Raw genomic sequence first — 13,048 nt, 5'->3', positions numbered from 1 at the left:
GCCGCCGCCTAGTTTAAGCAGCCGGTTCATTCCGTTTACTCATTCACTTAACTTCCTTGTCGGGGAGGGGATTCCATGCGCGCAGCCCTGCGCAGAGCCATGGCGGCGGTCGGTGTGACCGCCGCCGTCGCGGCCGTTCTCACCGCCGCGCCCGCCACCGCGGCCGACGACCCGGAGGCGCCCACCAGGGCCGGGGTCGAGGTCGAGATACCCGGGCCGGAGCACGGCACGGTCGCCGGGTCCGGCCACAAGCACGTACCGCCCCAGGGCCTGGACCGGCCCCAGTCGCGGCTCTCGGCGTCCGAGGCGGCCGCCGACGGCACGGTCACCAAACTGCTGGACAACGGCCCCACGGCCGACCGGCTCGACGTCGTCGTCATCGGGGACGGCTACACCTCCGCCGAGCTGGACGCGTTCCACACCGACGCCAAGGAGAAGTGGGCCGAGTTGGCGGCGGTCGAGCCGTACAGCACCTACCAGAAGCTGTTCAACGTGTGGACCGTCGACGCCGTGTCGAACCAGTCCGGCGTCTCGGGCGACCCCGACCCCGGCACGGTCCGCGACACGGCCGTCGGGTCGTACTTCTGGTGCGAGGACATCGAGCGGCTGCTCTGCGTCGACCAGGACAAGGTCGACGGGTACGTGGCGAAGGCCCCCGAGGCCGATCTGGTGATCGTCCTCGCCAACAGCGCCAAGTACGGCGGCGCCGGCTACAACGAGCCCAGCGCGACCCTCGGCTACGACGGCATCTCCACCGCCTCGGCCGGCAACGCCAAGTCCGGCCAGGTCGCCATCCACGAGACCGGCCACTCCCTGGGCAAGCTCGCCGACGAGTACTTCTATCCCGGCTACCCGGGCTACGAGCAGTACACGGGACCCGAGCCCGCCGACTCCAACATCTCCACCCTGACCGCAGCGGACATGACGGCCGGCCGCGCCAAGTGGTACCGCTGGCTCGGCGAGGAGTCGCCCGACGGCGGCACGGTCGGCGCGTACGAAGGCGGCGGCTACTACGTCGCCGGGCTGAACCGGCCCACCGACAACTCGCTGATGCGCGTCCTCGGCAAGCCGTTCAACCTGCCCGGCGTGGAAGCGATGATCGGCGGCTTCTACCGGCACGCGAAGATCGCCACCGCGCTCACCCCCACCGATCGCACGCTGCGGCTGCGGGACTCGGCACGCGTCACCGTACCCGCGTTCATGGGGCCGGACCCCCGCCGTCCGTCCGTCCGGTGGTACCTCGACGGCAAGGAACTGAAGCACGTGCGCGGTCACACCAAGGTGCGGGTGTCCGAGCTGGGCGGGCGGCTGCTCGACCGGCGCGCCCACAAGCTCTCGGTCACCGCCGAGGACCGCACAGCCGCCGTACGGGACCCGAGGACCGCCGCCACGATGAAGTCCACCGTGACGTGGAAGGTGCGCCTCTGACCCGGGTGGGGGAGCGCGGCCGGCACCCGCATGCGCCGGTTCCCGGCCGCGCGCATGATGGGTGCCATGCCCGTGCTCGTGGGAACGTCCGGATGGCAGTACCGGGACTGGGCAGGGATCTTCTACCCTCCCGACCGGCCCCAGCGGCTGTGGCTCGAGGAGTACACCCGGCACTTCCGCACGGTGGAGAACAACAACGCCTTCTACCGGCTGCCCAGCCCGGAGACGTTCGCGAACTGGCGTGAGCGCACCCCCGCCGGTTTCGTCATGGCGGTGAAGGCCAGCCGGTATCTGACCCACATCAAGCGGCTCCGGGAACCGCGGGAGCCGGTCCACCGGCTCATGACGCACAGCGCCGGGCTCGGCGACCGCCTGGGCCCGGTCCTGCTGCAACTCCCGCCCACCCTGCGCGCGGACGCCTCGGCGCTCGACGCCTGTCTCGCGTGTTTCCCCCGAGGGACGCGGGTGGCGGTCGAGCTCCGGCACGACTCGTGGTGGACGGACGAGGTACGCGCCGTCCTGACCGAGAGGGGAGCCACGCTGTGCTGGGCGGACCGGGGATCGCGCCCGGTGACTCCGCTGTGGCGCACCGCCGAATGGGGCTACGTCCGCTTCCACGAGGGCCGCGCACGCCCGTGGCCCCGGTACGGGAGAACCGCTTTGCGGTCGTGGGCGGCGCGGATCGCCGACACCTGGCCCAAGGACGCGGACGTCTACGCCTACTTCAACAACGATCCCGGCGGCGCGGCGGTCCTCGACGCCGCGGTGTTCGAGCGGCTCGTCGCGGGATGAGGTTCCCGGGCGGGCCCAGTCGAGAACGGGTCCGGGGCTTGCCGAGGGGCAGGTCTCCGGGCCGCCCGCGCGAGGGAGGGGCGCTGGCGCCGCTCAGGCGGCCGGGGCGAGTTCCGCCTGGCCGAACAGCAGGGCGTAGCCGCGCGGGAGCCCGGCGAGGATCCGGTCGGTGAGGTCGTCCCCCGCACACGCGCCGATGGCCGCGAGGGCCGTGCCGGTGGCCCAGCGCGCGGCGGGCAGGGTGCGGGGTTCCAGCAGGGCGGCGACGGCCTCGACGAAGGCGGGCGCGGCCAGCGGCTCGGTGAAGGGGATCTGTGCGGCGAGGAGGCGGCCGGCCCGCAGGGGCAGGGCCGCGGCGAGTTCACAGCGCTCCTCGCCGGTGACATGACCGCCCAGTACGGTCAGCACGGCGCGCAGGACGCGCTCCGCCTCCGCGTCGGTGTCGTACCGGCCCGACGTCCGCACCTGCTGGACGAGTTCGTGCCACTGCACAGTTCGTTTCCTTCCTTCTCTGGCGTTGTCTCGCGCGCCGTCACCCCGGCGGCGCGGGTTCAGATCGCCCGGGGGCGACCGAAGAGCAGGTCGTAGCCCACGGGGAGTTGGAGCAGCACGCGTTCCATGAGGTCGTCGCCGGCGGCGTCGGCGACCACGCTCAGGACGGCGCTGGTGTCCCAGGTGGCGGTTTCCTCGCTGGCCCCGTCGATCCAGGCCGCGGTGGCGCGGACGAATCGCTCGGGAGCCAGGGGTTCGGCCGCCTGGAGGGGATTGAGCAGGATCAGGGCGAAGGTCTCCGGCAACCGGGCGGCCAGCTCGGTTCTCACCTCGCCCACCAGATGCGCGCCCAGCAGCGCGAGGACCACCCGGGCCGCGCGCTCGGCTTCCTGTTGTGAGTCGTATTCGCCGCGTTCCCGGACCTGGTCAAGGAATGCGTCCCACCTCATGTGCACCACCACTGCCCCCTGTTCGGGTCCGGCGCGGAGGGCGGGTCCGGGAAGGGGAGTCCGGGCTCCCGCCCTCCGTCGCTCGGGGTGTGCTTCTGACGTCAGCCGCTGATCTGCCTGGGCGCCGACTCCCCGCCGATGGCGATCTTGCGGGGCTTGGCACGCTCGGCGATCGGGATGCGCAGGGTCAGCACCCCCGCGTCGTAGTCCGCCTTGATGCTCTCCGTGTCGAGCGTGTCGGCCAGCATGATCTGGCGGGAGAACACGCCCAGCGGACGCTCCGAGAGCTCCATCTGAACATTCTCCGCCTTCGGCGCCGGGCGCCGCTCGGCCTTGACCGTCAGCATGTTCCGCTCGACGTCGATGTCGATGGCGTCCGTCGACACACCTGGCAGATCGAAGGCGATGACGTACTCGTCGCCCTCGCGATAGGCGTCCATCGCCATCGCGGACGGTCGCGACCAGGTGCCGGACGAGCCCAGGAACTGCTGGGTGAGCCGGTCGAGTTCGCGGAACGGGTCGGTGCGCATCAACATCGCGAAACACCTCCAGTTGGTTCAGGCAGTACCTGCCAATGCGCTTCACCTGTCTCCCGTTGTAACATGTCATCCAAACGATGACAAGCCTGATGTCGTCGAAAGGATGACAAGCAGCGAAGGAGTCGCACCGTGGCCGAAGCAGCCCAGCCCCCCTCCGACGTGGGCCCCTCGCCCTCCGTGAGCCCCGCTTCCTTCGTCGCCGCGGCGGCGGCGCTGGACGCCATCGACGAGGCCGTACGGGAAGCCGGCGCCGCCCCGGCCGGCGCCGGTCACGACGGCGGACCCACCGGGCCCGAGCAGGCCCTGTCGGCTCTCCTTCTGCTGCGCGAGGTGCGCCACCGGCTCGCCGGGTGGGAGTCGGGCCTCATCGAAGCGGCCCGCGACGCCGGCGCGAGCTGGGCCGAACTCGCCCAGCCGCTCGGAGTCACCAGCCGCCAGGCGGCCGAACGCCGCTATCTGCGGCTGCGGCCCGGGGCCGCCGGCACCACCGGCGAGCAGCGGGTCCAGGCCACCCGCGACCGCCGCGCCGCCGACCGTACCGTCAGCGCCTGGGCCCGGGGGAACGCGGCCGAACTGCGCCAGCTCGCCGGTCAGATCACGGCTCTCACCGACCTTCCGCCCCACGCCGACGCCCCCATAGGGCACCTCGCGCGCGCCCTCGCCGAGGACGACGCCGCCAAGCTCGTCCGGCCCCTGGCCGACACGCGCCGGCACCTGCAGGACGCGCACCCGGACCTGGCGGCCCGCGTGGACGGCGTCACCAGCCACATGGACCGCATCCGTCAGGACACCAACGAACAGCGGACCGCCGGAATCGGCGAGTGAGCCGAAATGGGGCTCCCCCGGCCGCGGGGCCGGGGGAGCGACGGAAGGCCGCCCCGGCGAGTGAGCCGAAAAGGCGCGCGGGCGTCGAGAGGGAGGACGCGCGGAGGTCCTGAGGGCGGGGGCCGAGCACGATCGACCGTCGGCGCACGCTCACAGCGCCCCGGAGGCGGACCGAGCCCGGAACCGACACAGCCGAGCGTCCCGCCGCCCCGGGAACCAGGGCGGCGGGACGCGGGAACAGCGAGAGCTCAGTCGGGCCAGGTGCCGGTCAGGCGTCGCGTGGCCACGGCCCCACCGCGGTCCACCGCCGCCTTGACGACGGCGAAGATGGCGCCCTGCAGCGCCGACGCCAGCAGGACCTCCTGCCACGTGCGGTGCTCATCGGTGGAGTCCGGAGCGTCGTCCTCGTGGCCGAGGATCTTCCACGTCTGCTTGAACGCCGCCGCTGCGAGGAGGCCGCTCACCATGCCGAGCGTCATCCCGACGGGCTTGTAGGCGAGTGCGGCCGCTTTCACCGGCTCCTCCTCGCCCGGCGGACCCTGATGAGGGCCAGGACCGTGACGGCGGCCGCGGCGATGAAGGGCACCGGCCGGCGGCGCACGAAGCCGACGGCCTGCCGGGTCCTGTCCCTGACCGGCTCCGGCGTCCGGTGCGCCACGGCGTCCGCCGCGATCGCGGCCCGGCGCGGGATCTCGGTCCTGGCGACGGCGACCTTCTCCCTCACCGGCTCGGGGGCCCGCTCCTTGACCTGGTGGGCCACGTCGGCCGCCTTGTGCTGGGCCTGTGTCGCGGCCGCCTTGGCGGAGGCCGTGAGCGCGGCTGCCTTGTGTTTGGCCTGCTCCTTCACGTCGGCCTTCTCGGCGAGTGCCTCGACGGTCCGACCGAGTTCCTTACGGGTGGCCTCCACCTGCTCGCGCAGTTCGTCGGGCGTGGGGTTGTGGCCGTCATAGGGGGATGAGGTGCTCATCGGTGGGCCTTCTCCTTGATCTCGGCGACGTCCGCCTTGACGCTGTCGATGGTCCGCGTCGGGGTCGGCGGCGCCGCCTGATGGACCTTCTTCTTGCCGGTCAGGGCGAGAACACCGGCGACGGCGAGCAGGACGCCGAAGACGATCAGGGCCGAACCCCACACCGGCAGAACGAGCGCGAGCCCGGCGATCGCGGCGGCCACCAGGGCCTGCAGGGCGAGGAAGGCCACCACTCCGGCGCCGCCGAACAGGCCTCCGCCCATGCCGAACCGTTTTCCCTTCTCGGTCATCTCGGCCCGGGCCAGCTGGAGTTCCTCGCGTACGAGCTCCGAGAGCTGCCGTGACGCACGGTTCACCAGCTCGCCCATCGAGGCCTCGGTACTGCTCGGCGGAGGGTGGTGGTCGGTGGAGTGCATGACGTTCACCTGCCTTTCCCGTCGGTCGTGTTTTCCCGTCGGTGTCCGCGGCTCAGGGAGCGGGTAACCGCCCGCGACCGTACGAAACGAATTCGCCTGCGGCGATGGCCCGTGCAGGCCCGTCCAGGCCCGTGCAGGTTGTTGAAGGCGGGAGGGTCGGTGAGGCCCGGCGACGTGCGAGGGAGCCGCGCGCGCTCACGGGCCGGGGGTGAACGGCTGGACGCGCGCGATCAGCAGAGCCACGTCGTCGTGGTCGTCCGGGTGCCGCAGGGCCTGCAGCAGCCCGTCGCAGGTCTCCTCCAGGGGGCGGCCGGGGGCGTCGAGGAGGGACAGGAAGAGGGCCAGGCGGGTGTCGATGTCCTCCTCGCGATTCTCGACCAGGCCGTCGGTGTAGAGGACGAGTTCGTCGCCGGGCCGCAGGCGGAAGGTGGTGGTGGTGAAGGGGACGTCGCCGACGCCGAGCGGTGTGCCCGTCGGCAGGTCGAGCAGTTCCGGGGGACGGCCCGGGCGTACCCGGGCGGGCGGCAGGTGGCCGGCCAGGGAGATGCGGCACTGCCCCTGGTGCGGGTCGTGGACGGCGTACACGCAGGTGGCGATGGACTGCTCCAGGCCGAAGGTGCTGCGGTCGATGTGCCGCAGCACCTGGTCCGGTTCGAGGTCGAGATCGGCGAGGGCGCGCACGGCGGCGCTCAGCCGGCCCATCGTGGCGGCCGCGTCGACGCCGCTGCCCATGACGTCGCCGACGACCAGCGCGGTCTTGTCGCCGCTCAGCGGAATGACGTCGAACCAGTCGCCGCCCACCTCGCCCGCGGCCTGCGCGGGCTCGTAGCGGTACGCGATCTCCAGTCCCGCCCGGACCGCCGGGCGCTGCGGCAGCAGGTTGCGCTGGAGCGTGAGCGCCGTGTTGCGCTCCCGCTGGAACCAGCGCGCGTTGTCGATGCAGACGGCGGCCCGGGCGGCCAGCTCACCGGCCAGGACCACGTCGTCGTCGTCGAAGGGCAGCTGGTTGCGGAAGCGTTTGAGGTCCAGGGCGCCGAGCACCTCGCCCCTGGCGATCAGCGGCACCGCCAGATAGGAGCGCAGGCCCGCGCGCTCCAGGACGACGGCGGCTTCGGGGCTGCGGGCGATCTGCGGCAGGTGGGCGCTCTCCACCCGGGGGATCAGCACCGGTTCGGCGCGGGTGACGCACTGGGTGACCAGCCGGTCGGTGTCGTACTTGGCGAGCTCGCCGGTGCGGTCGGCGGCGCCGATGGCCTCCGTCTCGAACGCCGCCGCCAGCGCCAGCGCCCGGAACACCGTCGGGCCGCGCATCGGGGCCGCGGCGCCCCGATGCCCGATCAGCACGCTGTCGAGCACGTCCACCGCCGCCAGGTCGGCCAGGTCGGGAACGACGACGTCGGCCAGCTCCTGGGCGGTCCGGTCGAGGTCGAGGGTGGTTCCGATGAGGACGGAGGCGTCGGCGATGACGGCGAGGCGCCGGCGCGCGCGGGCGGCCTCGGTGGCCGCCCGGTGCCGGTCGGTGACGTCGACGACCGACGTCGCCAGGCCGATCACCTGTCCGCTCGGGCTCTCCAGCCGGAAGTACGAGACCGACCACGCCTGCTCGTCACCGGCGTGCGCCGGGGTGCGGCCGACGGCGTGCTGGTCGATCAGGGGGACGCCCGTCGCCAGGACCTGGCGCATCGAGGCCTCGATCGCGTCGGCGTCGAGGAAGGGCAGGGCCTCACGGACGTGCCGGCCGAGGTGCTCGGCGGCCGGAAGGCCGTTGATGCGGGCCAGGGCCGGGTTGACGGTGACGTACCGCAGCTCGGTGTCCAGGACCGCGAGGCCGATCGGTGCCTGGGAGATCAGCCGGCTGGACAGCGCGACGTCCCGCTCGACGGCCCGCAGGGTCTCCTGGTCGATGGCGAGGCCCAGGGCGAAGAAGGCCCGTCGGTCGTCCTGCAGCCGCATGTTGCGGAATTCGACCAGCCGCGTCCCGCCGTCCTTGTGCCGGACGGGGAAGACCCCCGCCCAGCTGCCGGCGCTCTCCATGACGTGTCCGAAGAGACCGATCACCATGTCCAGATGCTCCTCGTGGACCAGGAGGCGGCCCGCGAAGCGGCCCAGCGCCTCCTCGGCGGTGTACCCGAAGAGGCTCTCCGCCTGCGGACTCCAGAGCGCGACCCGTCCGTTCGCGTCCAGCACGACGGCGGCCACGTTCAGCTGATCGAGCAGACCGCCGGGTGCGGACGAGAGACCCCCCACCGGGACGGGGCCGGGCTGAGAAGCGTCGTTCGCGCTCATCCCCAGGCACTCCTTCCGCCTGCCGCCCCGGCGTGCTGCCTGGTCCGGAATCCTGCTCGCACCCTTCGCCTCCGCAGTCCCCGGGTTCCGGGTCCCATCGTCTCCCCGGACCGGGGGGCCCTGCACCTCTTGCGCGGCCGGATCCGCGCGGGGCACCGCCACCTGGCTCAACGCGGCACGGACGCGGGTCCCGGATCGCCCTGAACGGTGAGGTGGGAGCCGGCCACGCAGGTCACGCCCGTGGGGGGAGCCGGGCCGGGGCCTTGCTCGGGCCCGGGAAGCGGGGTCCGTGTCCGGCGGTGAGCCGGCGGCTGTCGGGTCGGGGCGCCGCGTCAGGCCGTGGGGGCCGCCGGGGCGCCGCTGGTGGGCAGCCCGGCCAGCAGCAGGCGCAGGCCGAGCTCGAACCCCCGGTCGTCCAGGCCGCGCAGACCGTCCCGCGCCGCATCGGCGGCGCTCAGCGAGGTCGCGAGCGCCGGGTAGTCCGGGCGGTAGCCCTCCGGTGCGCGGGTGAAGCCGGCGGTGAAGGTCTCGAGCGCCGACCCGAGGACCAGGTTGTCGATCGCGGCGGCAGCCTCCGCCGCCTCGGCGGGCGGACAGCCGACGCCGGTCAGGGCGGCCATCAGCGCGTCGTACCCGCGCAGTGCCTTGTCGGAGGCGACCCGGTGCCGGGCCATCAGTGGGATCATGTGCGGATAGCGCAGATAGACGCGGCGGTACCCGCGGGCGTACTGCGCGATGCCCGGCGTACCGCCCGGGTCGGCGAGAGGGCCCAGGTCGATCTCGTCGTTGATCAGGTCCGCCGCCGCGTCGAGCAGGTCGTCCTTGGAGGCGACGTGGTGGTAGAGCGAAGCCCCTCGCACGCCCAGCCGGTCCGCGATGGTCCGCATCTTCAAGGCTTCCGCGCCCTGCTCGTCGAGGAGATCCAGGGCCGCCCGGGCGATCGCCGGTCGGCTGAGAAGGGTCTGGCTCGGGCGGGGCATCGCGCGGCTCCTTCGGTTGTCCGACGTGCAGATTACCCGTCGGAAACGCTTCACAAGCGGCTCGGAGTGGGGCTACATTCACGCCACCCCATTTACCTAACGCGGTTAGGTTTAGCTCCGCGCGCCGGCAACGGCCGTGCGTTCTCCGTGAGGTGATCATGAACGAACCGTCTGGCCGGATCCCGGCCGGCGAACCGCCCGCCCCCCAGGCCGGGCCCGACGCCGACGCCGCCCGCCTGAAGGACCTCGGATACGCGCAGGAGCTGCGACGCAGCCTGGGCATCCTCGGCAACATCTCGATGGGCTTCGCCGTGGTCTCACCCGTCGTCGCCCTGTACGCCGTCTCGATGGTCGGCACCACGGTGGCCGGGCCGCTGTGGGTGTGGGCCCTGCCGCTGGTGCTGGCGGGCCAGTGTCTGGTGGTGAACGTCTACTCCGAGCTCACCTCGCAGTGGCCGCTCGCCGGAGGCCCGTACCAGTGGGGAAGGCGGCTGCTGGGTCCCGCGTTCGGCTGGCTGGGCGGCTGGGTCTGGCAGTTCGCCGTGATGTTCGGCAACACCACGGTGGCCTATCTCGCCGCGCCCTGGGTGTTCGCGCTCATCGGGGCCGCCCCCACCCCCGGCGGACTCGTCGCCGTGGCGGTCGGCATCCTGCTGCTGTGCATGCTGGTCAACGCGTACGGCATCACCATCCTGCGCTGGTTCGTGTCCCTCGGAATCGCCGCCGAGGCGATTGCCTCCGTACTCGTGGGCATGATCCTGCTGCTCTTCTTCCGTGAACACGGTTTCCCGCTCTTCACCGAGTCCCTCGGCGCGGAGGCGCTCTCCGGAGGCTCCACCGCCATGGGCTTCCTCGCCGCGGTCGCCGTCGCCGGATGGGCCTTCATCGGCTTCGACGCCTGTGTCTCGACCGCCGAGGAGACCAAGGACGCGGCCCGACAGGTGCCGCGCGCCATGTGGTGGGCGCTGCTGAGCGTCGGCGCGGTCGTGATCCTCAACGCGATGGCCGTGGCCCTGGCGCACCCCGACCCGGCCGCCGTGGTCTCCGGCCAGGACATCGACCCGGTCACCACCGCCGTGGTGCACTCCTTCGGCTCCTGGTCCGACAAGCCGTTCGTCATCGTGGTCCTGGTCGGCTTCCTCGCCTGCGCGATGGCCTCGCAGGGCGGCGCGGCCCGCGGACTGTTCTCCCTGGCCCGCGACGGCGTCTTCCCCTTCTCCCGTCAGGTCAGGAAGGTCAACCGCCGCAAGGCCCCCATCGGCGGTCTCATCGCCTCCACGCTCATCAGCGGCAGCGCGCTGGCGCTCGGCCTGAACGCCACGGCGATCGGCAGCCTGATCTCCTTCGGCACCGCGGCCACCTATCTGCCCTTCTTCCTGGTCTCGCTCGCCGCGCTCATCGCCCGGCTGCGCGGCACCTGGATCCCCTCCGGGCGCATCCGGCTCGGGCGCAAGGGCACGGTGCTCAACGTCCTGGCCGTGGCCTGGACCGCTTTCGAAGTGATCAACGTCTGCTGGCCGCGCGCCATCCTCGCGCCGCCGGACGCCCCCTGGTACCAGGTCTGGGCCGCCCTCCTCGGCACGGCCGTGGTCCTCGGCTCCGGCCTGATCTACCTCGCCGTCCGACGGCCGCAGGACAAGCTGCGCGACGACCGCCCGGGCGGCGAGGACACCCCGCACGCCCCGGCCTCCGCTCCGTCGGCGGACGCGCGGCCCACGGCGCCGACCGCCGACCACTCCTGACCCATCCCCCACAGCAGCAGAAGTCACGACAACAGAAGCGCAACGCGACTCGGAGGGACACCGCCCATGGACCTGCCCCGCAGCACCCGACGCATGTTCTGTACCGCCGCACTGACCGCCGCCGCGACCACGTTCCTCGGCGCGAGGAGCGCCGGCGCGGCGACAGCCTCGACCGCGACATCCGCCACCACCGCCACCGGGACCGTCCCCGCCGAGTGGGAGGCCCACTCCGGGTGCGTCATGGCCTGGCCCTGGGACAAGAACGTCGGCTGGGGCACCCTGCTCAAGAACGTCCAGGGCGAGATCGCGGCCATCGCCCGGAGCATCGCCCGGTTCGAACCCGTCACCATGGTCGCCGAGCCGGGCACCGCCGCCGACGCCCGCCAGCAGTGCGGCAGCACCGTCGACGTCATCGAGTACCCCATCAACGACTGCTGGACCCGCGACACCGGCCCCATCTTCAGCCTGAACGCCGAGCGCACCCAGCGCACCGGCCTCGACTTCCGCTTCAACGGTTGGGGCAACAAGTACCCCTACGACAAGGACGACCTGCTGCCCGTCGGCGTCTGCGCCCACTTCTCCGTACCCCGCCGGCCGGTGGACCTCGTCCTGGAGGGCGGGGCCGTCATCACCGACGGCCAGGGGACCCTCGTCACCACCGAGGAATGCCTGCTCAACCCCAACCGCAACCCCGGTATGACGCGCGGCCAGATCGAGGCGGCGCTGCTGGCCGCGTACGGCGCCTCGAAGGTGATCTGGCTTCCGTACGGCCTGAACAACGACATCATCACCGACGGCCATGTCGACCTCGTCGCCTCGTACCTCGGCCCGGCCAGGCTGCTGCTGCACACCCAGCCCGACGTGACCCACCCGAACCACGCCCGTATGAACGCGAACAAGGCGGTCCTGCAGGCCTCCACCGATGCCTGCGGACGACGGTTCGACCTGGTCGAGCTGCAGCAGCAGCCGCAGTTCCGGGTCAACGGCGCGCTCGTGGAGACGTTCAGTTACACCAACTACTACGAGACGCGCGGCAGCGTCGTCGTGCCGACGGCCGGTGTGGCCGAGGACGCCGTCGTGCTCAGCCGGTTCGCGACGCTCTTCCCGGGCCGCGAGATCGTCGGCATACCGACCCGCACGCTCGCCTGGGGCGGCGGCGGGATCCACTGCGTCACGCAGCACGTGCCCGCTGTGCGGTGACACGTGCCCGCCCCCCGGCGTCAGCGCGCCGGGGGGCGGGAGCGGGACGGTGCCGGGGGGTGCGGAGAGGCGGCCCGGCCCCGACCGATAAAGTTGTACACGGAAAGCGTCTGGCCCCACCCGGGCCGAGCGCAGGATCAGAACTCTGTACATCCGCAGGGCACGCTCCGCGCAGCTTCGACCGCCCCGCCCCGCCCCAGCCCCTGCCCCTGCCCCAGAGATCTTTTCCATGCGTACTGACTCCACCCTCTGCCTCGAACCGGCCACGGCGCCGGCCGCCCCTGTCGAGCCTGCCGCCACTGCCCCGGCGAGCGCGCGCGGCGCGGCCGGCCGCGCTCCCGCCGCGCCCTCCCCGGGTGCCGCGTTCCACAGCGTCAGTGCCGTGACGGCCGTCCTGCTGGCGCTGGTGGCGATCGGCACGGTGATCCACGAACCGGTCCTGATACCGCCCCTGGCGGCCAGCGCCGCCCTCGTCCACAGCGCGCCCACCCTGCCCCTGGCCCAGCCGCGCAGCGTCATCGTCGGCCATCTGCTGGGCGCCGCCGCCGGTTACGGCGTCCTCACGGCCGTCGGCAGCCACGCCTGGGCCGCGGCGGTGGCGGGCGGCATCACGCTGGCCATGACCATGATCGCCCGGACGCCGCACTCGCCCGCCTGCGCCACCGCCGTCGTCATCGTGCTGCAGACCCCGTCCCCGCAGCGGTTCGTTCCGCTCCTCTTCGGCGCGACCCTGCTCCTCGTCCTCACCGGGTACGCCGGCTCGCGCATCCGCCGCGGCGCGGCGAAGTACCCGGCGTACTGGTAACCGCGTCCCGCGTCCCCCGCCGTCGGCCGGCCCTAGGACTTGTCCGGTCGATCATGTGACTACTTCGTGTCCAGGTCGTTGATGTGGACATGGGGCGGGGTGATCTGAGTGATGCTGAGTGGGAACG

14 protein-coding genes are annotated in these 13,048 nt (G+C 72.5%); 6 read left to right on the top strand and 8 right to left on the bottom strand.

The window, feature by feature from the left end; translation table 11 throughout:
- The first annotated feature begins 75 nt into the window (after positions 1 to 75).
- On the top strand, positions 76 to 1,428 hold the full coding sequence (locus ACZ7J0_RS00070; protein ID WP_470882690.1) for a M64 family metallopeptidase: 1,353 nt from the start codon (positions 76 to 78) through the stop codon (positions 1,426 to 1,428).
- Positions 1,429 to 1,494: 66 nt separating this feature from the next.
- The gene (locus tag ACZ7J0_RS00065; RefSeq protein ID WP_470882689.1) at positions 1,495 to 2,220 is read left to right on the top strand and encodes a DUF72 domain-containing protein; all 726 of its coding nucleotides are present in this window, start codon (positions 1,495 to 1,497) and stop codon (positions 2,218 to 2,220) included.
- A 93-nt stretch (positions 2,221 to 2,313) separates the two neighbouring features.
- Here the strand turns inward: ACZ7J0_RS00065 and ACZ7J0_RS00060 are convergent, their stop codons facing one another.
- The 3 genes from ACZ7J0_RS00060 to ACZ7J0_RS00050 form a co-directional block, all read right to left on the bottom strand.
- Positions 2,314 to 2,712 (bottom strand): DUF2267 domain-containing protein, encoded by a 399-nt coding sequence (locus ACZ7J0_RS00060; RefSeq protein WP_470882688.1) that lies wholly within the window; start codon positions 2,710 to 2,712, stop codon positions 2,314 to 2,316.
- A 59-nt stretch (positions 2,713 to 2,771) separates the two neighbouring features.
- A complete protein-coding gene (locus ACZ7J0_RS00055; RefSeq protein WP_470882687.1) occupies positions 2,772 to 3,161 on the bottom strand; it encodes a DUF2267 domain-containing protein in 390 nt (129 codons plus the stop codon).
- Positions 3,162 to 3,262: 101 nt separating this feature from the next.
- Complete coding sequence (locus ACZ7J0_RS00050; protein ID WP_470882686.1) at positions 3,263 to 3,697, bottom strand: Hsp20/alpha crystallin family protein; 435 nt, start codon at positions 3,695 to 3,697, stop codon at positions 3,263 to 3,265.
- 132 nt (positions 3,698 to 3,829) lie between these two features.
- Between ACZ7J0_RS00050 and ACZ7J0_RS00045 the strand changes: the two genes are divergently transcribed.
- Positions 3,830 to 4,525 carry a type III effector protein gene (locus ACZ7J0_RS00045; RefSeq protein WP_470882685.1) on the top strand — a complete coding sequence of 232 codons (696 nt, stop codon included), beginning with the start codon at positions 3,830 to 3,832 and terminating at the stop codon, positions 4,523 to 4,525.
- A 248-nt stretch (positions 4,526 to 4,773) separates the two neighbouring features.
- On the opposite strand, the gene ACZ7J0_RS00040 is transcribed toward ACZ7J0_RS00045, so the two are convergent.
- The 5 genes from ACZ7J0_RS00040 to ACZ7J0_RS00020 all read right to left on the bottom strand — a co-directional run bounded on the left by ACZ7J0_RS00040 (position 4,774) and on the right by ACZ7J0_RS00020 (position 9,174).
- On the bottom strand, positions 4,774 to 5,040 hold the full coding sequence (locus ACZ7J0_RS00040; protein ID WP_470882684.1) for a DUF4235 domain-containing protein: 267 nt from the start codon (positions 5,038 to 5,040) through the stop codon (positions 4,774 to 4,776).
- Positions 5,037 to 5,492: a DUF3618 domain-containing protein gene (locus ACZ7J0_RS00035; RefSeq protein ID WP_470882683.1), complete on the bottom strand. Its 456-nt coding sequence runs from the start codon at positions 5,490 to 5,492 to the stop codon at positions 5,037 to 5,039. Before ACZ7J0_RS00035 ends, ACZ7J0_RS00040 begins: the two co-directional genes overlap by 4 nt.
- Positions 5,489 to 5,908 carry a phage holin family protein gene (locus tag ACZ7J0_RS00030; protein WP_470882682.1) on the bottom strand — a complete coding sequence of 140 codons (420 nt, stop codon included), beginning with the start codon at positions 5,906 to 5,908 and terminating at the stop codon, positions 5,489 to 5,491. Before ACZ7J0_RS00030 ends, ACZ7J0_RS00035 begins: the two co-directional genes overlap by 4 nt.
- Positions 5,909 to 6,103: 195 nt before the next feature.
- The gene (locus ACZ7J0_RS00025) at positions 6,104 to 8,194 is read right to left on the bottom strand and encodes a SpoIIE family protein phosphatase (protein WP_470882681.1); all 2,091 of its coding nucleotides are present in this window, start codon (positions 8,192 to 8,194) and stop codon (positions 6,104 to 6,106) included.
- 332 nt (positions 8,195 to 8,526) lie between these two features.
- Positions 8,527 to 9,174: a TetR/AcrR family transcriptional regulator gene (locus ACZ7J0_RS00020; RefSeq protein ID WP_470882680.1), complete on the bottom strand. Its 648-nt coding sequence runs from the start codon at positions 9,172 to 9,174 to the stop codon at positions 8,527 to 8,529.
- 158 nt (positions 9,175 to 9,332) lie between these two features.
- On the opposite strand from ACZ7J0_RS00020, the gene ACZ7J0_RS00015 reads away from it, so the two are divergent.
- The 3 genes from ACZ7J0_RS00015 (at position 9,333) to ACZ7J0_RS00005 (ending at position 12,921) form a co-directional block, all read left to right on the top strand.
- A complete protein-coding gene (locus ACZ7J0_RS00015) occupies positions 9,333 to 10,916 on the top strand; it encodes an APC family permease (protein ID WP_470882679.1) in 1,584 nt (527 codons plus the stop codon).
- Between the two features lie 66 nt (positions 10,917 to 10,982).
- Entirely contained in the window at positions 10,983 to 12,116 is a 1,134-nt protein-coding gene (locus ACZ7J0_RS00010) for an agmatine deiminase family protein (RefSeq protein ID WP_470882678.1), read from the top strand.
- Positions 12,117 to 12,345: 229 nt separating this feature from the next.
- On the top strand, positions 12,346 to 12,921 hold the full coding sequence (locus tag ACZ7J0_RS00005; RefSeq protein ID WP_470882677.1) for an HPP family protein: 576 nt from the start codon (positions 12,346 to 12,348) through the stop codon (positions 12,919 to 12,921).
- Positions 12,922 to 13,048 lie beyond the last annotated feature (127 nt).

This window comes from Streptomyces sp. NPDC038280, from assembly GCF_055600045.1.
The sequence above is the reverse complement of the archived record's forward strand: the minus strand, read 5'-3'. Positions and strand labels throughout refer to the sequence as shown.